Annotated in this window: 22 protein-coding genes and 2 pseudogenes; 6 read left to right on the forward strand and 18 right to left on the reverse strand. The window is 50.9% G+C overall.

Annotated features, from left to right (window positions below; all coding sequences use genetic code 11):
* Positions 1-36 precede the first annotated feature (36 nt).
* The 5 genes from KGP17_RS13210 to acpS are packed head-to-tail and all read right to left on the reverse strand — an operon-like array spanning position 37 to position 3,312.
* Entirely contained in the window at positions 37-1,233 is a 1,197-nt protein-coding gene (locus KGP17_RS13210) for an aminomethyltransferase family protein (protein ID WP_094981265.1), read from the reverse strand.
* Entirely contained in the window at positions 1,230-1,553 is a 324-nt protein-coding gene (locus KGP17_RS13215; protein WP_021806447.1) for an acyl carrier protein, read from the reverse strand. The genes KGP17_RS13210 and KGP17_RS13215 overlap by 4 nt, the downstream gene beginning before the upstream one ends.
* Before the next feature lie 21 nt (positions 1,554-1,574).
* Positions 1,575-2,162, reverse strand: coding sequence for a 3-hydroxyacyl-ACP dehydratase FabZ family protein (locus KGP17_RS13220; RefSeq protein ID WP_021806448.1), 588 nt, complete (start codon positions 2,160-2,162; stop codon positions 1,575-1,577).
* A gap of 16 nt (positions 2,163-2,178) precedes the next feature.
* Entirely contained in the window at positions 2,179-2,934 is a 756-nt protein-coding gene (locus KGP17_RS13225; protein WP_021806449.1) for an SDR family NAD(P)-dependent oxidoreductase, read from the reverse strand.
* 21 nt (positions 2,935-2,955) lie between these two features.
* Positions 2,956-3,312, reverse strand: a complete 357-nt coding sequence (acpS, locus tag KGP17_RS13230) for a holo-ACP synthase (RefSeq protein WP_245398325.1) — start codon at positions 3,310-3,312, stop codon at positions 2,956-2,958.
* A gap of 890 nt (positions 3,313-4,202) precedes the next feature.
* Between acpS and KGP17_RS13235 the strand changes: the two genes are divergently transcribed.
* Positions 4,203-5,321 (forward strand): OmpA family protein, encoded by a 1,119-nt coding sequence (locus KGP17_RS13235; RefSeq protein ID WP_223499581.1) that lies wholly within the window; start codon positions 4,203-4,205, stop codon positions 5,319-5,321.
* Between the two features lie 7 nt (positions 5,322-5,328).
* Here the strand turns inward: KGP17_RS13235 and KGP17_RS13240 are convergent, their stop codons facing one another.
* Positions 5,329-7,047, reverse strand: a complete 1,719-nt coding sequence (locus KGP17_RS13240) for a penicillin-binding transpeptidase domain-containing protein (RefSeq protein ID WP_021177914.1) — start codon at positions 7,045-7,047, stop codon at positions 5,329-5,331.
* 171 nt (positions 7,048-7,218) lie between these two features.
* On the opposite strand from KGP17_RS13240, the pseudogene KGP17_RS13245 reads away from it, so the two are divergent.
* Positions 7,219-7,499, forward strand: a pseudogene (locus tag KGP17_RS13245) (Presumed portal vertex protein); the annotation flags it as partial.
* A gap of 94 nt (positions 7,500-7,593) precedes the next feature.
* Here the strand turns inward: KGP17_RS13245 and KGP17_RS13250 are convergent.
* From KGP17_RS13250 to mrdA, 3 genes are all read right to left on the reverse strand, one after another.
* On the reverse strand, positions 7,594-8,298 hold the full coding sequence (locus KGP17_RS13250; protein ID WP_223499583.1) for a hypothetical protein: 705 nt from the start codon (positions 8,296-8,298) through the stop codon (positions 7,594-7,596).
* A 250-nt stretch (positions 8,299-8,548) separates the two neighbouring features.
* Positions 8,549-9,778, reverse strand: coding sequence for an MFS transporter (locus tag KGP17_RS13255; protein WP_223499585.1), 1,230 nt, complete (start codon positions 9,776-9,778; stop codon positions 8,549-8,551).
* Between the two features lie 624 nt (positions 9,779-10,402).
* Positions 10,403-12,328 (reverse strand): penicillin-binding protein 2, encoded by a 1,926-nt coding sequence (gene mrdA, locus KGP17_RS13260; protein WP_223499586.1) that lies wholly within the window; start codon positions 12,326-12,328, stop codon positions 10,403-10,405.
* 293 nt (positions 12,329-12,621) lie between these two features.
* Here mrdA and KGP17_RS13265 point away from each other — a divergent pair, with 293 nt between their 5' ends.
* Positions 12,622-12,903 carry a YjcB family protein gene (locus KGP17_RS13265; RefSeq protein WP_059200858.1) on the forward strand — a complete coding sequence of 94 codons (282 nt, stop codon included), beginning with the start codon at positions 12,622-12,624 and terminating at the stop codon, positions 12,901-12,903.
* Between the two features lie 86 nt (positions 12,904-12,989).
* Here KGP17_RS13265 and KGP17_RS13270 read toward each other — a convergent pair whose 3' ends face one another.
* The 3 genes from KGP17_RS13270 to KGP17_RS13280 are packed head-to-tail and all read right to left on the reverse strand — an operon-like array spanning position 12,990 to position 14,848.
* Positions 12,990-13,478 carry a hypothetical protein gene (locus KGP17_RS13270; RefSeq protein WP_071683492.1) on the reverse strand — a complete coding sequence of 163 codons (489 nt, stop codon included), beginning with the start codon at positions 13,476-13,478 and terminating at the stop codon, positions 12,990-12,992.
* Between the two features lie 44 nt (positions 13,479-13,522).
* The gene (locus tag KGP17_RS13275; protein ID WP_021806455.1) at positions 13,523-13,960 is read right to left on the reverse strand and encodes a glyoxalase/bleomycin resistance/dioxygenase family protein; all 438 of its coding nucleotides are present in this window, start codon (positions 13,958-13,960) and stop codon (positions 13,523-13,525) included.
* Between the two features lie 18 nt (positions 13,961-13,978).
* Positions 13,979-14,848 carry a helix-turn-helix domain-containing protein gene (locus KGP17_RS13280; protein ID WP_094981269.1) on the reverse strand — a complete coding sequence of 290 codons (870 nt, stop codon included), beginning with the start codon at positions 14,846-14,848 and terminating at the stop codon, positions 13,979-13,981.
* Between the two features lie 178 nt (positions 14,849-15,026).
* On the opposite strand from KGP17_RS13280, the gene KGP17_RS13285 reads away from it, so the two are divergent.
* Entirely contained in the window at positions 15,027-15,932 is a 906-nt protein-coding gene (locus tag KGP17_RS13285; protein WP_021177908.1) for a DMT family transporter, read from the forward strand.
* A gap of 1,002 nt (positions 15,933-16,934) precedes the next feature.
* The gene (gene fdhF, locus KGP17_RS13290) at positions 16,935-19,106 is read left to right on the forward strand and encodes a formate dehydrogenase subunit alpha (protein WP_179247503.1); all 2,172 of its coding nucleotides are present in this window, start codon (positions 16,935-16,937) and stop codon (positions 19,104-19,106) included.
* A 201-nt stretch (positions 19,107-19,307) separates the two neighbouring features.
* Here the strand turns inward: fdhF and KGP17_RS13295 are convergent, their stop codons facing one another.
* Positions 19,308-19,904 (reverse strand): histidine phosphatase family protein, encoded by a 597-nt coding sequence (locus tag KGP17_RS13295; protein ID WP_037375948.1) that lies wholly within the window; start codon positions 19,902-19,904, stop codon positions 19,308-19,310.
* Positions 19,905-20,123: 219 nt separating this feature from the next.
* Here KGP17_RS13295 and KGP17_RS13300 point away from each other — a divergent pair.
* Positions 20,124-20,532: pseudogene (locus KGP17_RS13300) on the forward strand (cupin domain-containing protein).
* Between the two features lie 83 nt (positions 20,533-20,615).
* On the opposite strand, the gene KGP17_RS13305 reads toward KGP17_RS13300, so the two are convergent.
* The 5 genes from KGP17_RS13305 to KGP17_RS13325 form a co-directional block, all read right to left on the reverse strand.
* On the reverse strand, positions 20,616-21,137 hold the full coding sequence (locus KGP17_RS13305) for a chromate transporter (RefSeq protein ID WP_021806463.1): 522 nt from the start codon (positions 21,135-21,137) through the stop codon (positions 20,616-20,618).
* Positions 21,134-21,703, reverse strand: a complete 570-nt coding sequence (locus KGP17_RS13310; protein ID WP_037375950.1) for a chromate transporter — start codon at positions 21,701-21,703, stop codon at positions 21,134-21,136. The genes KGP17_RS13305 and KGP17_RS13310 overlap by 4 nt, the downstream gene beginning before the upstream one ends.
* 113 nt (positions 21,704-21,816) lie before the next feature.
* Positions 21,817-22,656, reverse strand: a complete 840-nt coding sequence (gene licT, locus KGP17_RS13315; protein ID WP_037376086.1) for a BglG family transcription antiterminator LicT — start codon at positions 22,654-22,656, stop codon at positions 21,817-21,819.
* Positions 22,657-22,668: 12 nt separating this feature from the next.
* Positions 22,669-24,084: a glycoside hydrolase family 1 protein gene (locus KGP17_RS13320; RefSeq protein WP_021806465.1), complete on the reverse strand. Its 1,416-nt coding sequence runs from the start codon at positions 24,082-24,084 to the stop codon at positions 22,669-22,671.
* A complete protein-coding gene (locus KGP17_RS13325) occupies positions 24,081-25,949 on the reverse strand; it encodes a beta-glucoside-specific PTS transporter subunit IIABC (RefSeq protein ID WP_094981275.1) in 1,869 nt (622 codons plus the stop codon). Before KGP17_RS13325 ends, KGP17_RS13320 begins: the two co-directional genes overlap by 4 nt.
* Positions 25,950-26,174: the final 225 nt, after the last annotated feature.

Raw genomic sequence — 26,174 nt, forward strand, 5'->3', positions numbered from 1 at the left:
GCGCAAAATAACGTGATGTTTTAGGGGGTGTTCGGCTTACTCGTTCTCTTCCCTCAGCTTTTGCCATTCAAGCTGTTGCAGTAGATTGCGTGGGCGCGAGCTGTCGACATAACTGTGTTCAGAAGGATTAATCAGGAAGCTGTAGTTACGCGCGAAAGGCACCGCCGACGTAGTCACCGCCACCGGGCCATTAGCCGTTACTACGTGATAGCCATCAATGTCTGCCCAAGCCCAGGCATCGGTCAGGAACAAACGGCCCACACAGGCTTGCAGGTCTGCCGAGTAATCGCAGACGATCACTTCACCGATGCAGTTACCGTCAAACATCACTTTGTCGCCACGCTGCGGGATGGCGTCCGGTTTCCCTGCAATGCTCATCCCCACGATGCGGTGGCTGCAGCCCTGCTCTACGCGTTCGCTCAAACTCGCCAGGCCGGTGAAGGCTTCTTTGTCGTAACGCACTGCCCACTGCATTTGCAAAGCAATCGGGCAGCCAGTGTATGAATTGAACATGCCAGGTTCCCAGCAAGGGTTTTCCAGGCGTACTTTCCGCTGGTAGTTCAGCCCGCCGGTACGCATGTCGTACCTTTCGCCAGCCTCCAGCATCTGGGTCCAAACATCGGCCAGCAGATCCTGTGGCCCCATCAGTTTGTAAGAGTACTCGCCGTGTTTGCCGCTGCGCAGCAGGATCAGATCGTCCTCAACGTGCATGTGTTCCTGGTATGGCAGGCCAATCACGTCCATCCCATAAACTTCGGCCAACAGCTCCCAGGCATATGGCCCTTCGAAGTGCAACATGCCCCACTCTGGCGTCAGCGATTCGATCGAGTCGATATCCTCAAACTCGTCTTCATTGCCTGCCAGCTTGGCACGCAGCATCTCGCACAGCGTTTCACCGCTGACCCACTCCGACAGCAACAGAAAACGTTCGTCATCACAGGCGATATACAGGTCGGTAATGATATTGCCTGCTTCATCGAGGATCAGGCTGTACATGGCTTGCTCATCACGGATCGATGAAACATCGCCGGAAACCAGCTGGTTGAGCAACGACCAGGCGCTGTCACCGTTGATGGCCGCGATGCCAAAATGGGAGTAGTCGGACAGCAGAATGTGTTGACGTACCGCCTTGTGCTCCTCCTCCGCAGCAAAATAACTCAGGGGAATAGCAACGCCGTTACGCTCCCCCATTACCGCCCCATTCTGCTGATGAATGTCAGTGAGTTTGGTCATTCCTTGTCCGCTCCTGTTGCTGATCCGTTGGTGGTTTCCCCCTGCTTGGCGATAACAAACGAAGTCAGGGTGTTGACGCTACGCATGTAGGAAGGATCGTCACCTTCTGTCACACGGATGCCGAAAATTTCATCCAGCAACACGACGACCTCGGTGGCATCCACCGAATCCAGCTTCAACCCGCTACCAAACAGCGGTGTGTCATCGTCAATCTGATTGACTCTCTGATAGAGGTTCAGGCGTTCTATTAGCCCCGTTTTGATTTTCTCCAGCACAGACTTGCGCTGTTCAATCCTTTCAATAAGCGCGATGTTGCTCATAGCGGCATTACTCCCTGTTAGTTAAACGTACATACCTTTGCCTTCAGCCAGAATGCGATCGGTACGAAAATTGACGATCCGCCCGACGCACGCCACATTCCGGCCAACCCGCGCCTCCACTTCGTAGTGGTGGAACCCGTTCATATCGGCGAACGCCAGGCGGCTGTTGACTTCAATGGTGTCGCCCGGCGCGACCATGCTTTTGTACTTGACGTCCTGAGAGGCCAGCACGCCTAACACGCGCGCCCGCTCAGCTATCACTCGTGCCGTGCCCTCTGGCGTCTGCAACGCCCGTGATACCTCATCAAATTTCTTCAACGGTTGCTGGGTTTCACGCTCATGCAACTGGCAGAAATCGTTCAGCAAACTCAGATATTCACTAGACTGGCCGAAGATCTCGGCGATCATCACGCCAGGCATTACCGGGTTGTCTGGAAAATGTCCCGGAATATAGGATTCATTAAAGGTGACGTGCTTGATCACGGTAATCGAGCCCCTTTCTCCCGGTGAAAAGTCCACGATGCGGTCAACCATAAATATCGGTGCACGCCAGGACCCCATTTTCAGCAGCAGATTGGGCTGGACTAAGCTCTTGTTATAATTAGCCATATAACATTCCTGTCGGTTAACGCATCACCAGGCCGCCATCGGCCACCAAAGTCTGACCAACGATATAGCTGGATGCGTCTGAACTTAAGAAAGCCACCACGTTGGCGATCTCGTCGACACGACCAAGACGTTTCAACGGAATAGCGGACATGACGTTGCGCACGATCTGGCGCGGCACTTTTTTCACCATTCTGGATTCAATCATCCCCGGTGCCACGGCATTGACGCGGATCCCCTTCGAGGCCATTTCGCTGGCCAAGGTGCGGGTAAGGCCAATAATGCCGGCCTTGGCAGCGCTATAATTGCTCTGGCCAAAGCTGGAGGTGATACCGGATATCGAAGATATATTCACCACCGTTGAATTGCGGGCATGGCGCAATAATGGCAACAGCCGTTTGGTCATAGTGAAGGTGCCGTACAGATTGACCTTGATAACCTGATCAAACTCTTCATACGTCAGCGCGGAAAATACGTTGTCTTTGTAGATCCCGGCATTATTAATCAGCACATGTACCTCATGAGCCTGTTTCTCGAGCTCATCGGCCAGTCTGGAAGCCTCACTAACATCGGCAACATTGCACTGCAGGATATGCAGATTATCACCTTGCGGATGAGAGATTTTTAATTTTTCCAGACCGCTATTGTCATGATGGTAAATAGCGAAAACCTTAGCCTGTTGCTCAAGATATTTCTCGCAAATAGCCAAGCCAATATCACCACTCGCGCCGGTGACAACCACATTTTTACCCCCGATATCGGGATAGTGAAACATAGATATTCCCTTATTTTATAATTAACCCAATGCCGCTGCGGCAATGGCATGTGACTGACAGTGAGAAATGCTCAGCGTGGCATGAGTCAATTTTTTTTCCTGCATCAATCTCGCAAATTCACCGCTAAAGAAATAATAAGGGCAGCCCAACTCATCGTGTCTGATTTCGATGTTGTGGAACAGGATCCCCAGGCGGAACCCGGTACCAAGAGCCTTCACGGCAGCTTCTTTGGCTGCCCAGAAGCCAGCCAGTCGTTCGACATTGTCGGCCAAATCCCCCAGTACCTGCTGCTCTGCCGGGGTTAACAAACGCTGTGCCAGCCGATTGCCACTTCGCATTAATGCGGTGTTTACCCGTGCGATCTCAATAATATCCACACCAAGATTCATCCTTTCTGACTCCCATCGTCAAATCCATTGAAGCAGCTTCGTGTGAAAGTGACATAATACGCAGATACAATATGGCAATGATGTCAGAACCTATAACACAATAAAATTGCAATAGGGAATTGTCTGCATTGCTTAAAGAGAATGTTATCGCGAAATGTTTAAAATAATCAATAAAGCCTCAGTAAAAAATATCATCAACAAATAAAATAGAGCATTATTCTAATTTTGAAGCATAAATACAGAATAAAAACCCATAACGCCATTCTAGCTGGTCATATATATCATTTTTTTATTAATTAAACGGGATTTATTTTTGCAAGAACAATCCCACCGATTAGGATTATTCAAAATAACAACAGATTTAATTCAGGTTAATTCGAGAAATAACCTGAATTAAAGTATTTTACTTTTCATCCTATTTAAAAAATGGCCATTATTAAAAGCTCACCCTCTCTAATTTATCTTGGTGATCGATAAATGTCGGAGGATTTCTCATCATGTCCTGCATTGAGTTGACGCATGATTATTAAACAGGAAGCGTTTACAACCATAATGCACCGCTAAAATTCAAATTCAGCCCAAAAAGAACCACTGTCAAGCGAACATCACCTTTGGCAAGCCAGGGCTTCTGGAGGCGCAACCTTCCTTTCCGCTTCGCTACTCATTTTTTAATCAATAATCTCTTCGGCTTAGCAGGCCAGTCTGTTACTCTGCCCGACAGAGATGGGGCCCTGGTTCACCAGCAGAATCGGCCACACTATGAAAACAGCCTAATCAGGCAGAAATATCAGACTTATCCATGTTAGTTTCGTAGTTTAACAAGTTGAACTGACCATACTCTGCGGTGCAGAATACGCGCAGATGAAATGGAGGTTCGAATGTACCAGATGGGAAATGTCATTAACCAGCAGATGGCGGCGATCTCGCCCCAGGTGCTGACGGTGTTGGAACAAAAGCTGGTAACGGCTAAAGAAAAGATCGCGCTGTGCCTTAACGGTATGGGTGCCTTGATCCTGCAAAAGACCCGCGACTACCTGCATCGCAATGACAACTCCCTCCGTTTCCGCCAGTTAGTCGGGCGCACTCCCCCCTTCGAATTGCGCTTTCTGGATGAAGCACTAGGTAAATTCAGCCCTGCATTGCTGACGATGGTGCTTGGCCACAAAGTGAAGCGCCTCACCCAGCTGTTTGTGAGCTTTTATGTGCTGGAAAAACAGGTCGCCGAGCGGCTGTTTTCCGTGGCCTCCGCGGTGGTATTTGGCCTGTTGGGCGAATATCTTCGCCAACGTTCTCTACAATCACCGTCGTTAAAAGGCTGGCTCGAGTGGCAGTTGCCGCAGATTGCCGCAGCCCAACCAACGGCGGTGCTCAACCAGTTGCCTGCGCTTATCCCAGCCGATCCGGCCGTTTCCCGCACCGGGTCGCTGGCGCCCCCCAAACGCCGTATCTGGCCGTGGCTAATGCTGGCGCTGCTATTGGTATCGCTGCTGTTCTCACTGCGCGGTTTTAGCGTGTTACAACCCATGCAGGCCAGCGGCCAGAGCGATGTGACCTACCGCCGGTTGGCCGATGGCAAGCAGCTTCTGTTGTCGCAGCGTAGCGTCGAGAACCTGCTGATCACCTATATTGAGAGCAATGCCCCCACTAGCGAAAAACGTTGGTTTACGCTGGATCGCCTGCAGTTTGACACCAACCGCACCGAGTTAACCCCTGCATCACAAGAACAGCTGAGGAACATCGTCGATATTCTGCGTGCTTATCCGGATGTGGAGATCCAACTGGGGGGCTATACCGATAAGTCGGCCAATGAACAGATGGACCGGCGTTTATCGCAAGATCGTGCCGATGCGGTACGCATGGCGTTGGTCAAAATGGGGATTGGGGAAAGCCGTATCAGCGCAGAAGGTTACGGCTCGGCTTACCCCTTGGTGCCTAACGATAGCGAAGCCAATCGTGTCAAAAACCGCAGAATCGATCTGCGGGTAGTTGAGAAGTAATGGCCACTCAGCCCTTGGCTACTGCCACCACCTTCAACGGCTGAGCATCCGGCAAGATATTCATATGCTCCAGCACCTGGGCCATAATCTTGCCAAATACCGGCCCCGCCACCGAGCCACCAAAGTGTTTGCCTGCCTTGGGGTTATTGACCATGACCACCAGGGCCACCTGCGGATCGCTGGCCGGTGCCACGCCTGCGGTGTAGTTGATATAGCCACCATCGTACTTGCCGTTTGGCCCCATCTTCTCAGCAGTACCCGTCTTGATCGCCAAGCGATAGCCAGGCACTGCGGCACTGAGGCCGCTGCCCCCAGGTAACGCATCGCTCTCCATCATGTGCACCACGGTTTTTACCACCTCTGCAGGCATGACTTGCTGCCCCATGACCGGCGGCGTGACTTTAGTGATGGAAAGCGGACGATAAACACCGAATGAACCAATGGTGGCATATTCGCGCACCATCTGCAGCGGAGTGACGCGCAAACCGTAACCAAAGGAGAAGGTCGCTCGTTCAATATCAGCCCAGCGCGCGCGGTGAGCGGGCAAATAGCCGCTACTTTCGTTACCAATCCCCAAATCGGTTGGCCGCCCAAGGCCAAAACTGCGATAAACGGCAGGCAATACCGTGGCAGGCAGAGCCAACGCAATATGCGAAACCGCAATATCGCTGGATTTTTGCAGCACGCCGGTAATGGTCAATTTCGACCAATGGCCTACGTCTTTGATCAGATGGCCGTTCACCGTATAAGGCGTAGTATCCAGCACGGTATCTGGCCGGATCAGCTTGTGATCCAATCCCACCATCACCACTACCGGTTTAACCGTCGAGCCAGGTTCAAAGCTGTCGCTGCTGCAGACATTGTGTATGTCTTTCACCGGCGTATTGGCGTAGTTGTTGGGGTTGAAGGAGGGATAGCTGGCCATGCCGAGGATTTCACCGGTATTCACCTTCACCAGCACCGCACAGCCGGAATCGGCCTGGTTGGCGATCACCCCATCGCGGATCTGGGAAAACAGCACGTACTGAATAAATTTGTCGATGCTTAACGTCACGTTCGGTGGCGGCACTGGATCTACGCTTTTGATCACGCCGATGACCGCACCACTGCCGTCTTTCTGATAGACACGCAGGCCGTTTTTACCCTGCAACAACGGGTTGAAACCCAGCTCAATCCCTTCCAGCCCCTGATTATCCTGCCCCACAATGCCAATCAGCCCGGCGGCGTCTTGCCCCATGGGATAGAAACGGCTGAAGTCCTGCTCGGTGCTAACGCCGGTCAGGTGCAGTTTGCTGATATAGGCCGCATTGTCATCCTCCACCTTGCGTGCCAGATAGACAAAGCGCTTACGGGCGTTGGCCTGGATCAGGTGCTGAACATCAGCAAGCGGCATTTGCAACACGTTAGCCAAACTCTGCCAGCGCTCGGTGCTGGTATCGGTTTGGGTATCGAGGATATGTTTGGGATCCAACACGATGTCTTTAGAAGAGACGCTGACCGCCAGCGCCGCATCGTTACGGTCGGTGATCATCGCTCGGTTGGTGGGCACCACCTGGGTACGAATGGAACGCTGATCAGCCTGATCGGCCAACTGTTGGTGTTCCAACAGCTGTAAATAGCCGACCCGGAACATCAAGAGAAAAAAGCAGACCAAAATGCCCGCACAAATCCAGCCAAAACGCGCCGTCGAGTAGTTTTTACCGTTTTTCTTGGTTGGAGGAGCCACTGTTAAGCCTACGTTTTTAAACTGATTATTTATCCGCTAAGTCTAACCTGAGTCAGGTTGCCAGAAGGTTGCAGTTTGTAAGAAAGTAAAAACAAACGCTTTTTTGTTACTTTAATTTTACAGCTATTTAAAACAGTCACTTAGTGAACATCATTGACTGAATGGCGATAGTTTGTGAAGCGCAATATTCTGGCATCTACCTTTATTCTGCCCCCCCTGTTCAACCAACAGGAGTTCAGCCGCTATGCGCTGAACTACTTGGTGTTCGGCAATGCGTTCCTAGAACTACGTAAAAATCAACTTGGTGAACCGATATGCCTACAGTGCTCACCAGCTAAATACACCCGCCGGGGAGTGGAACCCGATACCTATTTACCTATTGGTCTGTGCAGGACAGGAAGGAGGCGCACCAATTCGCAGCAGGCAGCATGTTTCATCTGATTGAACCGGATGATGAGTTGCCAAATGAATAAATAACATTAGAGGAAAAAATTTCTTAACCATGGGGATAGCTAAGCCCCGCATTCGCGGGGGCTTAATTGACAATTAAACATATTCATGCTCATGAAAGAACATAGGATCCCCATTATTTTCACCTATCGTTGTTAAAATAGGTTGTAACTCTTCATATGTACATCCAAATTGCCAACATACAAGAATCCTTTTATCGTTTGGATATGCTTTATATGATTGAGTTCTATGTATTGTTGCTGTTCCATCAAAAAGAATAGCCTCACCTTCTTTATATTGATGTACTATTGAAAGCTCATCATAATTATCATAGTCATCACGGTGGGCTGATGTTGTTTCTAAACCGCCAAAGTATGGTTGGAATGGGAAAAGAGGCGTTAAAAGAGTCCCGCTCTCATTAACACCTAACTTTTCATGGTAAAAATCAGAATGCCATCTTCCTGTAGGATAACTACCAACCGTTTCAATAATATTAGCCTGTACCACTCGCATATTGCCGCGATCATTTCCAATGATATCACGACTTAGTGCTAGCTCACAACCATCAAGGACATCACGGAAAATTTTAATTGCCTCTGGCGACTTGGCGAAATACCATCTCATGCTAACTGAATTAAACTCTTCGCTATAATCCTCATGCGCTTTTATGCCAATATCCACTTTAGCTTCCAAAGAGTCTCGCATGATGTCTAAATATAGTTTTCTTATAGGCTCTAGGGCATCAAATGAAAAAGCCAATTTTGTAACACCATTAGTTAGAAATTCACTTTTTTTTGACATAATTAGTCCTTATTAAAGGCCCTCGATGTTTAAGAGCCTTGTGATAGCTTTATAGATTATGCAAACGCCATATTAAAACGAGCTTCGGAAACCATACGAACTGGCTTGGTTTCTGCTGCTTTACCCACAATACGATTTGTTTGCATTTGATCTGTCCTTTATGATGAGTATTGATATTAACTAGTGCATTAATGCACCTACTGACAACACCTGATGTACATAAGGCATTGAATTTACTTGATACTTTTATTTACTTTTTTTGGTAAACAACTTTCGCAGTAAAATACGTTGACAAAACAATTGAGACAATAGCGAAAACAAACAGAAAATCATGAGAGAAACTATAAATTAATGTGCCTACTGATGGACCTAAAACATAGCCAAAAGCGGATGCACCGAAAAGGAAACCAGCAACGCCACTTTGCTCGTCATGATTTACCGCCAACGATGCTGCTGACTGTATTGATGGAATCATCATTCCAAATCCCATACCTAGCATTCCGGCAGATATGTTAACTATAACAATAGAGCTGTTAGAAAACATTATGCCGCTAAAACCCAAAACGCATGAAACACACCCTGGCAATAAAAGAGACTTCACAGATGGTTTAAATACCTGAATGTATCCTAATTGAACAACAACCATAACAATAGCCATTATGGATACTGTAACCCCTGTTTTAGCGACAGTTTCTTTTGGGTCTAAAGAGAATATATCTTGTATGTAAAATGATATTGTTTGTTGGAATGCGGAAAATGCAATGTATATACATGCTACACCAATGAAAATTGGTAGTACTCTTGCATCTGTTAATTTAATGCTTGTATTGTTCTCTTTCATCATCGATGGTGTAGACTCACTTGGCGCAAGGACAATGAAGCCTAAAACAGTCCCAATACAAGAAATTGCAGCAGCAACATAAATTGGCAGTAGTAATGAAAATGTACCTAATGATGATCCTAATAGTGGACCAACTACAGAGCCAATGCCATATGCTGAAGCAATTAGTGCCATTCCAGCACCTCGATTGGTCCGATTTGTGTTTTCTGCAATATAGGTCATAGCCGAGGGATGAATCCCCGCAGTTAGAGCACCTGTAATGCATCTTATTATTAGCAGGAAAATAAATGCCCCAGCAACACTAAGATAATGATTTAAACTAAATTTCAGCACGAACGCTAAAAGTAATGTTCCAATGGTATAAAAAATCATTCCTGCTAAATATGAATTCCTGCTACCAAACGCTCCTATCAACTTCCCCCACACACCAGAGCACAAAGTTATGACTAAAGCTGCAATCGTTACAATCAAACCTACATTAAACTCTGTTAGACCAATTTCTCTACTTGCAGGACCAAGGATCGTATAAAGTAGAGTTTGTCCAATACCTACACACACTAAACCTATCACAAGTGTTATGTGGTGTATTAGCCCCGTTTCTTTCTTGCTTTCAGATACATTTATATTAGTTTGGCTCATTAGTTTTGACGTTCTACATGTAGAAGTGAATGTTTAGTTAATGATAAGAAAATGTTAAAAATTATTGTGATTTGAGATTATATGATTAGCGAAACAATTCAATAGTTTTTTAAACACTCAATAGAAAATGAAATTTACCTCTAAAAAAAAGTAAAATAAGAATAACTAAAGAATAATAAACCAAAAAGATAACAATAAATGGATTTTAATTTTTACTTTTAGTGATTTTGAAAACTTTAGTCTGATAGTGGTTTTTATCACACTGATATTTATTGATATTTTTTTAAGGCGAACTAATCATTAGGAATGTTTACGCTAATTTTAGTGATTAATCTTATATAAACAGGTCAATGTAAATGGCGTTTTCCCCAAAATGGGCTATACGTTTTTAGGTTTGTTGTATACAAATTACTACTAACAGTTGTTTCTTATGCTCGATACTAGACGTATGGACATAACCTCATTTGTAGTCGTTGGGCGCAATGCTATCCCCGCCTCGCCTGCCCGCTTCATGTGTCGCTTTTCATGCAGATAGGCAAAGCCCGTATTCCCTCCCCCCTTGCCACCTTAACAACCAGTTATAAATAAATTATTGATTTTATTATTGTAGTGAGAAAATCGCTTTTAATGTTGCACATCGTCACTGTCGCCCAGCAACGTCTGGCTACCGTCGCTATCCCTCGGCGCTGGCGCATTGGCCGGGTCGAAAATGTGGTCCAGGATTGCCCTGGCCGTTGGCCCTGCAACGACACCATCCCCACCCCCGTTTTCCAGAATGAGTGCCATCGCCACCCGCGGGTTTTTATACGGCGCAAACAGGGTGTAGAAAATATGGTCACGCAGGCGTACCGGGATCATTTTGGCATTGTAAGTCTGGTTTTCTTTCAGGCTGAAAACCTGTGAGGTCCCCGATTTGGCCGCTATCTGGTAGGGCGCGGTATGGAACAGCTTATACCCGGTGCCGTTAGGCAGGTTCGCCATGCCATACATACCGTTGCGCACAATTCCCCAATACGGCGATTTGGCCTCGCCAATCTGCACGGCCTGCTCTGGTGGCCGGTAGCGTTCGACTTCCCGGCCCCGTTTCATCGAATACAACAGATGCGGCGTTTTCACCCTGCCGCTGTTGATCAGCGTGGTCAGCGCTTTCACCATCTGGATCGGCGTAGCGATCCAATACCCCTGGCCAATACCCACCGAGACGGTATCACCTTGGTACCAGCCTTTCTTGTGTACCCGTTGCTTCCATTCCCTGCTCGGCAGCACGCCGCGATATTCCTCGTTCAGATCGATTCCCGTCGGTTGGCCATAGCCAAACTGGCTGAGCCACTGGTGGATCCGGTCGATCCCCATCTCATAGGCGACCTGATAGAAGAAGGTGTCGGCCGACTCCTCGATCGCCTTGGTGACGTTCAGCAGGCCGTGCCCGGTTTTCAACCAGTCGCGATAGCGGCGCTGCGTTCCCGGCAAGGTCCAGGTGGGTGCGCCAAAGAAAGTGGTGGTTGGGGTAATGACACCGGCAAACAGTGCCGATACCGCCATATATGGTTTTACCGTTGATGCAGGCGGGTATAACCCCTGCGTCACGCGGTTAATCAGCGGTAAATCCGGGTTACTGAGTAGCGACTTATAAGCCTGATAGCCAATACCTTTGACGAACGGGTTGGGATCGTAGCTAGGGCTGGAGACCATCGCCAGAATACCTCCGTCACGCGGATCGGCAACCACCACCGCCGCCCGTTGCCCTTTGAGCAAGCCTTCAATGTACTGTTGCAGGTGCAGATCCAGCGTCAGATAGATATCTTTGCCCGCCTGAGGCGGTTGTTCCTTCAGCAGGCGAACGATACGCCCGTGGTTATCCACTTCCACTTCCTGATAACCAGTGGTGCCGTGTAGCTCTTTCTCGTAATAGGCTTCCAGTCCCTGCTTGCCAATATTGTGGTCGGCCGCATAGTTTTGCGCCAGGCCCTGCTGCTCCAGCTTTTTAACGTCGTTATCGTTAATGCGGGAGACATACCCCACCACATGAGCCAACTGTGCCCCGTAAGGATATTGCCGCTGCTGGTAGGTCTCGATGGTCACTCCGTCAAAGCGATACTGGTTTACCGCAAAACGAGCCACCTCGGTTTCGCTAAGCCCGGTCTTAAGCGTAACTGGCTTATAGCGGCTATTGTGATGCATATCGTCACGGAAGGCGGCGATATCATCGGGCGTCAAATCTAAAATGGGCGTCAGGTTTTGCAACAGCGTTGCCATATCGGCAATCTTGCTGGGGGTCACTTCAATCTGATACAGCTGTATATTGCGCACCAACGGGATGCCGTTGCGATCGAAGATCAGGCCACGATGGGGGGCAATGGGCAGCATCTTGATGTCGTTTTGATTGGAGCGCGTTTGGTAAAACGCATGCTGTTTGATCTGCAACTGATACAGGTTCAAAACCAGCAAGCCAAAACAGGCGACGACCAGCACCATCGCCACGCAGGCACGGCGAATGAACAACGTTTCTTCGGCGGGATGGTCACGGAATGGATCTTGCAATTGGGCCATGCGCAGAGTCTTACCTGTTTGACTGGGCGAAAAGCCAGCAAGCATAGCGTTAATAATCCGGGGGCTACATTAAAAGGTTGCTAATGAGTTGGCATAAATGTTTCAACATATTGGAATGTTGCCAGGATTTGTCAGACAGGCCATAACGACTATTGAGACGCCAATTATTCCAATGCTACAATGTGACGCAGATCACACCAACAACCTAAACCACCGTCTATCCAATGCGCATTCTGCCCCAAGGTCTGATACCTGGAGCCAGCTGCGGCATTTGTAGCAAAGGATCACCTCCGATGAGTACCATAGCCACTGGCTTTATTATGATGCGCTGGGAATTACTGAGCGCAGTGATGATGTTTCTGGCCAGCCAACTGAATGTGTTGTGCCGCAAGGCCAGCCGTAACGGCATGGCGTTTGTGTTCAGCAGCCTCGGGTTGTTCACTAGCTGCTGGTTTGTGATGGGGCTGATGGGCATGTCCTTCAACCTGGCAGGCATTATGCAATTCTGGGCGTCATTTAAGGACGTCTTCATCGATGTCATGAGCCAGAACCCAACCGCCTTCCCTCTGCCATAACCGTTTTTCCAGTCTAGACGGGCGCAGCTATCGCGCCCCTTGTCGTAAGCGGGCTATGGGTCAACCAAGGCGAGCACGCATCAACCTTATCTTATATTGAGGGTGTACTCTTTGAACGGTTGCCTGAAGTGGACAATTCCGTGCGCATTTACCATTGCGTAAACCGTCAAAATTTTTTGTCCTTCGTAAATATCACCGCCATCGTCCACTTCCATCACAACTTCCAGGCAGTCCCCTTGCTGGTAACCTGTGGTTTTTAACAGCAGATCGGTCTCACTGTAAAACAGGGCTTCGGCGTTCCCCTCTTTGATTTCGAGAGGTGTTAAGTCAGCAGTGTTGACCCATACCATCTCATCAACTTTCCCCGTCAATCTAAAAACCGGCTTACAGTGAAACAAATCCCGATACACTCGCGGGTATATAGGCAATAACGTTGCCTGGTTGTCCGGGGTTATGGCTGGCCCATATTTGAACGGAACAATTCGCCCATGCCCCCGGATAGGCGACTCTTCGGCAAGTGCGGAGAAGGAAAGCATGACCGATAATAGAGTGCTGATGTAGTGACAGAATTTCAATGGTCGCTCTCCTTAGCGCACAGACCAAAACAATGCCGACTTGCTTAACCGCGCATCCAGGGAGTTAAGGTTACGCCGACCAGCAAGCCTTCCGGGCTTAGCAGACGGGTGACGCTCTGGCCCCACGGCTCCAGACGGTTGGCTACCAGCAGTTGATAGCCCTGATCCAGCAGCGTTTGGGTAGCCTTCGCCATATCTGCCACGTCAAACTCCATCCACGCCTGTGGCACCGGCAAATCTTGTGGCCATTGATCCTGGCCAAAGCAAGATTGGGCCGCCTGCGCCAGTGGCCACAGCGCAAAGTGCTTCACGCCCGCCAAGGCATCGTGCTCGGTCAGCAGATAGTCCTCATTCCCTTCCATTGGCTTTAGCGGCAACCCCAGCGCTTGCTGATAAAACGCGGCACTCTGGCTGGTGTTTTGGGTGATCGGGCCAAAACCCGCGACAAAAAGTACCTCAACACCACAAAATGGTTGTTCCATATCCTTTCTCCTCAGGGATTAACGGCTTTGCTGCCGCAGCCGTATCGGCGTATAGCCATAGAATGCCTTGAAACGGTGGCTGAAATGGCTGGCCGAGCTAAAGCCGCAGTCCAGCGCAATCTGGGTTAGCGGTATCAGCGTGTTGCGCAGTAATTTCTCCGCCTGCTGCAAACGCACCTGCATCACATATTGATGCGGCGCCTGCCCGGTGCTGTGTTTAAACATGCGGGCAAAATGAAACTCGCTCAATTCCGCCTGAGCGGCCAAGTCTGCCAGCACCAAGGGTTGATCGAGATGGTGATAGATAAACTCCTGCACCCGCTTCAGCACGGCCGGTGCCAGCCCACCACGCACGCTGGGCAGCCGCCATTGCAACTGGGTGTAGCGCTGAAGCATATGCGACATCAACAGCGTAGAGGCGCTGCTCAGTGCCAGTTGGTTGGCGCTATCTTGCCAATTGTGATTAAGTAAAAACTGGCGATACAGCAGCGTGATTTGCGGATCTTCCGCAAACGACAGCGGCTCTACGTTGATGGACGCCGGGCTGCGATCCCAGGTCTGCTCCACCAAATGGCGCAAATGCTGGTCGGTACAGTACAGATGCACAAAAGAGAGATTGCTGCGGACATCCCAGGTGGATTCGTAATGACGCGGCATGATGCAAAAACGATCCGGGCCGCCGCCGTTCTGCCACCCCCCTGGTACCTTCTGATAGCACTCATAACCATCCGCCACGTACAGGCTGAGGGTGTGGTGATCGGCACTTTCCTGGGTGATACGGTCGTTGCAGTTGGACCAGGCCGCAAGTTGCACGCCAGATCCCAGTTGCACGCTATTGTGCAACCGGGCTTTATGTTGGTGCAGTGTTTCAAATGCCAGGTATGCCATAGCTGCCCTATTCCTGTGATCCAAGCCGTTTCAGTTTAAAGAGTGCTGGCGCGGGATACCAGTTGTCACCGGGCGCTTTTAACAAAAAAAGCGCAAGAATATGCAATTGGCCGCAAAAGGCTGAAAGCGTTACGGCGCAAAAAGATGAATACTCCCGTCATCATTCACAGGAGAATTTATGAATACGCTGTTGTATCTTGCCGTGGTGCTGATTTGGGGCACCACCTGGATTGCGATTACCCTGCAACAAGGCACGGTGGCGATCCCCGTTTCGATCGGTTACCGCTTCCTGCTGGCTGCCGCCGTGATGTGGCTGGCCATGCTGGCGCTACGCCGTCTGCGGGCCATTAGCCTGCGGGACCACCTGTTCTGCATGTTGCAGGGCTGCTGTGTGTTTGGCTTTAACTTTTACTGTTTCTACCTGGCCGCAGCCTATATCAGCAGCGGGCTGGAATCGGTGATTTTCTCGATGGCGGTGTTGTTCAACGCGGTTAACAGCATGATTTTCTTCCGCCAACGCCCCAGCCCCAACCTGCTTCCTGCGGCGCTGTTAGGCATGATCGGCATCGTGGCGCTGTTTTGGCAAGATCTGATGGCGACCCAGATGGCGCCAGAATTGCTTAAAGGTATCGGCTTGAGCGCCCTGGGCACCTACGGTTTTTCGCTGGGGAACATGCTCAGCACACGCCATCAACGCCGTGGACTGGATATCCTTTCCACCAACACTTACGCCATGAGCTACGGCGCACTACTGATGTTTGCCATCGCACTGGCACAGGGCGCTTCATTGCAGCTCGAATTCACCACTCGCTATCTGGGTTCGCTGTTCTATCTGGCGATTTTTGGCACGGTGATCGCCTTTGCCGCCTATTTCACCCTGTTAGGCCGCATCGGCTCAGGGGCCGCCGCCTATAGCACCTTGCTGTTCCCGTTGGTGGCGCTGACGATCTCCACTCTGTATGAGGGTTACCAGTGGCATCTGAATGCGGTGATCGGCCTGTGTCTGATCCTGCTGGGCAACCTGGTGATGTTTTCCAAGCCGGGGAGGTTCAATCTATATCGATGGAAACGTGGAGTTCAGTGACCGTATTAAATATAAGTGTAGGGATACCGTTGCCCACTTAAGATAATCCATGAATTAACACAAAAATCATTGAGGTGTGAGGTAAACCACCTCAATGATTGCCCCACTATCACGAAAGATTACAGCCCATTGCAGTAGGATTCGTATTGACCTTGTTTACTCATACATATTAATGGCTTATTAGCTTCCTGCACCTGAAACCAAATTAACTTCATCAAAGCTTAAGACTTTCATTTAAAAACTCCTGTTGCTTGATAATAAATAAACATCACGATTGCTATGCCAGTAGAAATAGCCAAGGACTGAAATAACGGAGATGCGTTAAAGCTTCTCGCAATAGAACCTATGGCAACCCCAAGAAAAACACAAAAAAAGACAAATAGAATGTTTTTCATTACCCCCCTAAAATGTAAGTAATGAACCTATTTTTAAAATCACACTATTGATTTCAATGAATATTATAGAATAAGAGAGATTGTTCAGGCATTGTAAAAATGTCTGAAGGTGCTAACACCTACTCATTTCTCAAATGAGGTCATCACAGAATAACCTTCCAGAAACTGATAATGACTATCATTCTAAATTATTTATCAAGGTCAAGTAGTTTTTATTCGACAGTATATGCCTATTAATCATTCCTATAATGAAAACCGTTAAAACGATATGGTGATTTTATTAACAACAATCAAAGTAAGCAGCGGGAAATAAATCGATAGCCATGGTCTAAAGTAATACGGAAGAACCGTAATTGTGTTGGATTCCTCCCCCGCCTATGCCTGAGCCGATTTTACGATAAAAGGAGTGACGAAAGTCCGGCACCACATCGTCATTTATGTCGAAAAACTGTCGAAACATCATCAACCACCTTGCAACCTACTGTTATAAAAAATATTTCCTGGTTGGCATGTTTTATGTATTGCCATAGGCGGAGCATAAACCTTGCCATCCCCGAAAGCTTTTTAGCTGCGCTCAAAAGTTACAGGGGTAATCCGGGAGTTCACCATGAAAAAAATCACCACTGTCTGCCCTTACTGTGGCGCAGGCTGCAAACTGAAACTGGTAGTAGAAAATGGCAAAATCCTGCGTGCCGAAGCGGCAGACGGGGTAACCAATCAGGGGGAACTTTGCCTGAAAGGCTACTACGGCTGGGACTTCCTCAATGATACCAAACTGCTGACTCCGCGCCTTAATCAGCCGCTGATCCGCCGTGTGAAAGGTGGCAAATTTGAGGCTGTCAGTTGGGAGGAGGCTATTCGCTACACGGCACAGCGTCTGAAAGAGATCAAGCAGCAATATGGTGCGCGTGCCATCATGCATACCGGTTCATCGCGCGGGACGGGTAATGAAACCAACTATGTCATGCAGAAATTCGCCCGGGCGGTGATCGGTAATAATAATGTCGACTGTTGTGCCCGCGTTTGCCATGGCCCCTCCGTTGCAGGTTTGCAAGCGACTCTGGGTAACGGCGCGATGAGTAACTCTATCGGCGATATCGAAAACTCCAAGTGCCTGCTGATCATCGGCTACAACTGTGCAGACTCGCACCCTATCGTGGCTCGCCGAGTGTTGAAGGCCAAAGAGAAAGGTGCACAGATTATCGTATGCGACCCACGCCGCATCGAAACGGCGCGTATTGCCGATCTGCATTTACCAATCAACAACGGCTGTAATATGGCGCTGGTGAATGCCTTCGCTCACGTTTTGATTGAAGAAAACCTGTATGACCGCGATTACGTTGCCAACTATACCGAAGGTTTCGACGCCTATCGCCAGCAAGTGGCAGACTATTCTCCAGAAGCGGTGGAGCACCTAACAGGGGTCACTGCCCAGCAGATCCGCCAGGCAATGCGTATCTACGCCAGTGCCCCTTCCGCCACCATTATGTGGGGCATGGGCGTAACACAGTTTGGTCAGGCTGTCGACGTGGTGAAAGGCATTGCCAGCCTGGCACTGCTCACGGGTAATTTGGGGCGCGCCAACGTGGGGGTTGGGCCGGTTCGTGGACAAAATAACGTTCAGGGAGCCTGCGATATGGGGGTTCTGCCAAACGAATTCCCTGGTTATCAGGCCGTGACCGACGCCGCAGTACGAGCCAAATTTGCCGCGGCCTGGGGGATTGACGCTGCACAGATGGACGCCGAAGTAGGCTACCGTATCACCGAAATACCGCACCTGGCCCTTGAAGGTAAAGTCAAAGCCTACTACATCATGGGGGAAGACCCATTACAGACCGAGGCCGATCTGAGCCTGGTCCGTCGTGGGTTCGACGCGCTGGACTTTATTGTGGTGCAGGATATCTTTATGACCAAAACGGCCGAACAGGCCGATGTGATCTTACCTGCCACCTCATGGGGGGAGCATGGCGGAGTGTTCTCCTGTGCCGACCGTGGTTTCCAACGTTTTGAGAAAGCTCTCGAGCCGCAGTATAACGTCAAACGTGACTGGGAAATTATCAGCCTGTTGGCGAGTGAAATGGGTTACCCAATGCACTACGAAGATAACCAACAGATCTGGGACGAGATGCGCGAGCTGTGCCCACTGTTTTACGGAGCCACTTACGAAAAAATGGGTGAGCTCGGCCATGTGCAGTGGCCTTGTACCACCTTGGACAGCCAGGGGACACCTTACCTGTATCAGGGGAACCAATTCACGACCCCTTCCGGCAAAGGTCAATTGTTTGCTACAGCCTGGCGCGCTCCCGCAGAAATCCCTGATGAAAACTACCCTCTCGTGTTGTGTACCGTGCGCGAGGTCGGCCACTACTCATGCCGCTCAATGACCGGCAACTGTAAGGCACTACAAACGCTGGCGGATGAGCCTGGTTTTGTGCAGATCCATCCGCAAGACGCCGCTGAGCTGGGCATTGCCGACCAGCAACTGGTTTGGGTGGCCTCCCGCCGCGGCAAGGTGATTTCCCGAGCCAACTATAGCGAGAGGATTAATTTGGGCGCGGTTTATATGACCTACCAGTGGTGGATTGGCGCCTGTAATGAACTGACCCAGGATAACCTGGATCCGATCTCGAAAACGCCGGAAACCAAATACTGTGCGGTGAAGCTGGAAGCCATTGCCGATCAGCAATGGGCAGAAAACTATGCTCAGCAAAGTTACTGCACCATGAAGGCCCGCCTGCGCAGCGCCGTGGATGACTTGTTATTGCCGTTAGAAGCTTAGGTTAATTATCGGATTAACGCGGAAATCATTGAGGTGTGGTGTACAACCCCACCTCATTATTTACTTGGCCGTCATTGACCTTGTTGACTCATGCAAATTAATGGCTTATCAGGTCGACCAATCCATATTTCACGCACCAGAAAGCGATTTTAGTACCGCGCCCTTAGTGACTCCGGTGACTGAATTTCTGCGCTGATATTGTCACTTCATTCCGGTTGGACAAGTATCCGCGACGTTGTTAAGCCCTTCGGTTTGACGCTCGAAGCGGATCTTGTTGGCGGACGCGTCATGGTTAATAGTCAGCACATAGATACCGTCAAAATCATTCCCCGACCATTTGGTAACCTGTTGTGGGTTACCTCCCTCGGCGGTGATGATATTTTTTACCACCTGCACCAGATTGTGATGTTCCCAAGAGACATACACCACGGCATTGCGGAAACGATCGTCCAGCAGAGCCGCCTGCAAATCAGCAATGTCATCGGCGTGATACTGGATATTCACCGGCAGTGAGAGCCGAATGGCCGTTGGGGTGATGGTGGTCAATGCCCGCATGGAGCTGCCCAGCTTATTTTTCTTGGGGCCAGCGGCATAAATGGCCTCAGGCTTACCGAAGCGGGAAATCAAGACCTCCGGCAGTGCCAAGGCGCGGTTAAAACCTTTGCAGGTCAACTGACCACTGTTGTTGTCTGGCTTCTCACCGTGGCGAACGAAAACCAGGGTTTGCTCACTCCAGGCGGCCCCTGCCACGCTGGATAACAGTAACGCCAATATGCCGTTTTTAAACGCTTGCTTCATGGTTCTTTCCACCCATATTTGCCCTTAAGAACGCCGCCAGGTAAGGCCACGTGCTTGCAGGCCATTGTCGTGACTAATGAATTATTTGCATAGGTGTATGCATATTTGGCTACCTTATCATTGAATTGGCCCTGTAATACACTTCCTCCTGTTGGCCATAAGCACATCGGCCACCTGGTTGCTTCCTGAAAGCAGGCGTAATTTGACGGCGGAGACGAAATGAGCGAGAAATTTGACGGTAACGGTATTTTCCCCAAAGGGCCAAAAAATGACGCCTATGCGCAATATTTCACCGGCACCAGCTACCTGAACATGTTGACCGCTGAAGGGGTAGCCATTGGCAATGTGGTGTTTGAACCAGGCTGTCGGAATAACTGGCATATCCACCATCAGGGCGGCCAGATCCTACTGGTGACCGGGGGGGCGCGGCTGGTATCAGGAGTGGAATGAACCGGCTCGCCAACTTACCACCGGGGACGTGGTCAATATCCCGGCAGGCGCCAAACACTGGCACGGTGCAGCCCAGGATAGCTGGTTTGCGCATATTGCCGTGGCGGTCCCGGCCGAGGGTTCCTCCAATGAGTGGTTGGAACCGGTATCCGACGAGGATTACCGTCAACTGCCATGATAAAAAAGCCACCTGCCAAAACGGGTGGCTTGAGATTAATGAGCAAGAACGCAGCATGCGGCCCCTTTTAGAAAGTTAAGGCGTCACCCAATCACTAATCCCAGAACCGCACCGCCCGCCAGGATCCATAATGGATGAATACGTTTATTCATACTCAGCAGCGTCGCTAACACAATTAATATCGCCAATCGCCAGTTGGTCGCTGAAGCCTGGGCAATCAGCACGCCGCTCGCGGCAACCAATCCGACAGTGACCGGCACCAGCCCAACCTGCACGATACGCCGCCAGGGTTTATCTTTAAAACGCCGCCATGCGCCCATCACCAGGATGGTGACAATGGACGACGGCCCAAACTTGGCTACGGAGGAAACCAGCAGCCCGGCCCAGCCCGCGACGTGCCAACCAATCAGCGGCACGATCATCATATTCGGCCCCGGTGCCGCCTGTGCCATGGCGAACAGCGCGCTAAATTCCTGTGCGCTCATCCATTGATGCACCTCCACCACCTGGCGCTGCATTTCCGGCAGGATGCTAAAGCCGCCGCCAAACGCCATCAGCGAAAGCTCGGTAAAAATGATCGCCAGCGAGATTAACACCGCCATCATGAAGGTTTCCTCCACGCCAGCAGAATACTTAGCGGTGCCAGCACCAGCATGGTGGGCAGCAATGGCAAACGTAGCCAGGCAATCGCCACCAAAGCAATGGCGACAATCGCTAACGGCAACCATTTTCCCCACAGTGGCAGCAGCATTTTCAATGCGGTAGAGAGCAGTAAGCCCGCCGCAGCTGCGGCTAAACCGGCAAACACGTGCTGCACATGAGCATCGTCTTGGTAGCGGGCATAAATCACGCCTAGACCAACCACAATTGCCGTTGGGGCGCAGATCAGCCCGAGCAAGGCCGATAGCGCACCACGCAATCCGCGAAACTCCATCCCCACCGCCACCGACAAGTTTATGACGTTGCCACCCGGCAGGAACTGGCACAGTCCCAGCAGTTCGGTGAACTGTTCAGCGGTTAACCAGCGGCGTTGTTCCACCAACATACTGCGCGCCAGCGGCAGCACCCCGCCAAAGCCGATCAGGCCCAGCATCAGAAAGCCGGTAAACAGTTGAGTATTGCTCGGCGGCTCGGCGATCTCCTGGCCCTGTAGCACATTAGGATCTGACATGGCGTTTCCCACATTATCTCAGTTGTTATCTGGCATAATGCACGCGGCCAAGCCATGATGTCTAATGCATTTCAGAGCCATTATCGCTACGGTGTAGGCGCCGTAGAACAAGCTTAATCGTCCCGATCGACAATCCGCGTCAGGTGGATGACCAAGTACAGCAGCTCGTCGTTGGACATCTCCATTTCCAGCAGATTTTTCACATAGTCACGGATCACCAGTGCACAACGATAGGCATCTGGGTACTCTTTCGTCGCCTGCGAGAACAGGAAATCGTCTTTCGACTTCACCTGTTTGTTATCGATCATGCGTTGAATGAAAAACTGCATATGCAGCAGGAAACGCGAGTAATTGAGCGAATCTGTGGCGATATCGATGCGGAAATGGTATTTGATGATGTTGAAGATATCCTTCAGCATCTTCACCGCCAGCAGCGTGTGCTCCATGCTCTGTACGTCGGTCTGGCCATTGACCAGATGAAAGGCAATATTCCCCGCCTCTGCCTCCGGCAACAGGATATCCAAGCGCTCGTTGATCTGCGCCAGCGCCTGTAATGCTACGGCAAACTCCTGCGGATAAAAGCGTTTTACCTCATGCAACAGCCGGTTCTGTATGACGATGCCTTTACGGCAGCGCTCAATCGCAAAACTGAGATGGTCCACCAGGGTGAAAAAGATCTGTTCGTTGACCCGGCCGCCAAGCTGGCTGTTGGCCAGCCTGAGGATCATCTGCACCAGTTCAATATGCTGCTCCGGCGTGGCTTCTATCAGGCGCAGATGGTCGTGGCCGGTTTGACCATTCTGCACCACATAGACTTTTTCTATGCTGGCCGCAGCCAGCACATCTCCCACTTTGCTGTTAAACCCGATGCCCTTGCCCATCACGATAACTTCGCGGTTATCGCTGTCGGTGGACAGCACCAGGCTGTTATTGAGCACCTTGATGACTTTCATCATTAAACTGTGTTATCCACGTTGTTGGCCGTTCGAGGCAATCAGGCGCTGATACCAGGCGAAACTGTGCTTCTTGATACGCCGCAGATCGCGCAGATCCTGTTCACCACGGTTGACATAGATAAAACCGTAGCGCTTGGCGTAGCCCTGATGCGTGCTGACCAGATCGATCGCCGCCCACGGGCAGTAACCCAGCAGATCGACACCATCGTTAATCGCCAATTGCATCTGTTCGATATGCGCACGCATAAAATCGATGCGGTAATCATCATTGATGATATCCCCAGACAATAGCTGGTCCGGCGCGCCGATGCCATTTTCAGTAATTAAAATCGGCAGATGATAACGTTCATAAACCTTGCGCAGCGTCAGCCGCAAGCCCACGGGGTCGATCACCCAACCATAGGGCGTTTTGTCGACATACGGGTTTTCCGCTGCCCGATATACGCCCGGTTCACCCAGCATGATTTGCTGATCCCCCGCGCGAGCCGTAATATCCGAGGCATCACCACGGCTGGCTGCGATAGTGGCAGTGGAATAGTAGTTAATCGCCACATAATCCGGCCGCCCTTGCAGCAGTAGCTCCGCATCTCCGTCTTCAATCACAGGGGCAAGGCCACGATCCTGCAAATATCGCCAGGCCAACGCATTGTATCGGCCATGTACCGCGACATCCAGAAAGCTCCAGCAGCGCAGCGTTTCCCAGTTGTGGGCGGCGATGGCATCCAACGGGTGGCAGGTTTCCTGATACATGGAAGTGGTATTGATCGCCGGGCCGATTTTCCCCTTGGGGCAACGCTGATGGCACAAAGCCATGACCCGCGCCTGCGCCACCAGCATATGGTGGCTCTGTTGATAAAGCACTACCTTGGAAGGCAACTCGCCGCCCTTCGGCACACCGATGGCTCCTGGGTGCAGGATCATGGTGTTCTGCTCGTTGATGGTCAGCCAATATTTGACCTTATCGCCAAAGGCAGTGAACAGCACGTCCGCATACTCGACAAAGGCATCGATGGTCTGCCGATTGCTCCAACCGCCCTGTTGTTCCAGCACATAGGGCAGATCGAAATGGTAGAGTGTGACCACCGGTTCAATGCCGTGCTTGAGCAGTTCATCGATCAGGTCACGATAAAACGCCAGGCCAGGCTGATTCACCTCACCCGTGCCGTTGGGCAAAATGCGCGTCCAGGCTACGGAGAAACGGTACGCCTTCAGCCCTAATTCGGCGAACAGCTTAACGTCCTCACGAAAACGGTGGTAATGGTCGCTGGCCACCTTAAAATCCGCCGTCTCGGCGGGATGATCGAGCATATCAACAATGGAAGGACTTTTGCCGTCCTCGTCCCATGCCCCCTCAACCTGATAAGCCGAGGTTGAGGCCCCCCACAGGAAGCCTGGTGGAAAATCGTTCAGCTGTTGGTAAATCATACTTTTTGCTCCTGAATATTCAGCGCGACAATTTGCTCACCAAAGTTCACCGGGCCAGGCTGCCGACAGCTCAGGTGCGGATACTGCTCACTGTTGACCACCAGCACCGGGGTGATGATGTCGTAACCCAGCGCGGTAATCGCAGCAATATCAAAGCGTACCAGCTCATCACCGGTTTTCACCCGATCGCCCACCTGCAGTTGAGAGCTGAAATGCTCACCGTTGAGATTGACGGTATCGATGCCGATATGCATCAGCACTTCCATGCCGTTATCGGCCTTAATGCCTACGGCATGCTTCGAAGGCAGGAAGGTCACGATTTCCCCGTCCACGGGCGCGCGCAACACACCTTGTTCAGGCACAATCGCCACACCCTTGCCAAGTAACCCTTGTGAGAATACGTCGTCATTCACCTGTTCCAATGCCACCAGTTGGCCTGCCAACGGGCTGTGTAGCAACGCGTCATCAACAGACGGTGCGCTGTCTGTCACCGTTGACTCTTCTTCATCAACCGGATCTTCAAAGCCCAGGATCCAGGTCAAGGCAAAGGTCACGACGATAGCGATGACGCAGGTGATGAGGGCGTGCACGATATTCATCGGGTTTTCGCCGATAAAGGCCGGCAATGCCGCCAAGCCCGGCGAAACAAAGGCATAGCGCACCAAACCGCTGACACCCGCGTAGACACCGGCACAGCCACCGCCAATCATGGCCGCGATCAGCGGTTTACGCAGTTTCAGCGTGACGCCGTACAGTGAAGGCTCGGTGATCCCCAACAGCGCGGTGAAACCGGCGGATGAGGCCAACTGACGCAGATTTTTATTCTTGGTGCGGAACGCTACGCACAGGGTTGCCGCGCCCTGGGCGATGTTGGAAGCCAACATACCGGGGCCATTAATCATCTCAAAGCCGTTTTTACTCAACTGGCCGGTAGCAATAGGCGTCATTGCCCACGCCGTGCCGGTGATCACCAGGAACGGTTGCAGCCCGCCCATTAACATCGGGATCAGCCAACTGGCCTTGCCATCGATGATCGCCGCGCCGCTGGCTACCAGATCGTTGAGGAAAATACCGAACGGCCCCACCGCCACCAAGGCTAGCGGCGTGGTCACCAGCAGGATGATCATCGGTTTGGTGAAGAATTTAATCATGGTCGGCGAGACTTTTTCGGCAAAGCGCTCAATATAGGACATCAGCCACACCGTGAAGATGATCGGCAGCACCGAACCGGCATAATCGGCCAAACGCACCGGGATACCAATAAAATCGATTGGCGACCCGGCGGCCAGCATCTGGGCAAGATTTGGGTGCAGCAAGGCTCCCGCGATGGTCATGGCCAGAATAGGATTACACTCAAACTTGATTGAGGCGCCGTAGGCCAGCAGCACCGGCAGGAAAAAGAAGGCGGCATCGGCGATGGTATCCAGCAGATGGTAAGTTGGGCTGGCCGCGCTGATCGCCCCAGTTAACTTGAGGATCGCCAGCAGCGCCTTGATCATCCCCGCGCCGGTAATAGCCGGGATCACCGGCGTAAAGGTGGTCGAAATCACGCTGATAATCTGCGTAAAGACACCGCCCTTGGCCTTGTTTTTCGGCTGTCCGTCAGGTTTGCCCAACGGTTGGCCAATCGCTTTTTGCAACGCGCGGAAAGTCTGCTGCACGTTGTTGCCCACCACAATCTGGAACTGGCCACCGCGCTCGACTACGCTGATCACGCCGGGCAAAGCTTCAATCGCCTTCGCATCTACCCGACTGTCGTCGTTAAACTCCATCCGCAGGCGGGTGGCGCAATGCGTCAGCTTACTGACGTTACCCTTCCCCCCAACCAGTGCCAATATGTCCAAGCCCAACTTGTTATAATCCATAGGTTTTCCCCGGCAAAAAAAGCAAAAAAAAAGACCAAAATGAAAATGCTCCCCTTCGGCAGAAGAAGTGCATTTCTATTTTGGTCTTGCCTGCTTGCGCAGTAACACGCCATCATAAAAATGATTGAGTAGCTTATTAGGCTACGGCGCAAGTAATACCGCGGACGCGATCGCCAGGCAACCGGCAACGGCAAGCTTTGTGATTCGCATCACGATTAGCCGCAG

Origin of the sequence: Serratia sp. JSRIV001 (genome assembly GCF_019968745.1) — a bacterium.
Taxonomy (GTDB): Bacteria; Pseudomonadota; Gammaproteobacteria; order Enterobacterales; family Enterobacteriaceae; genus Chania; species Chania fonticola_B.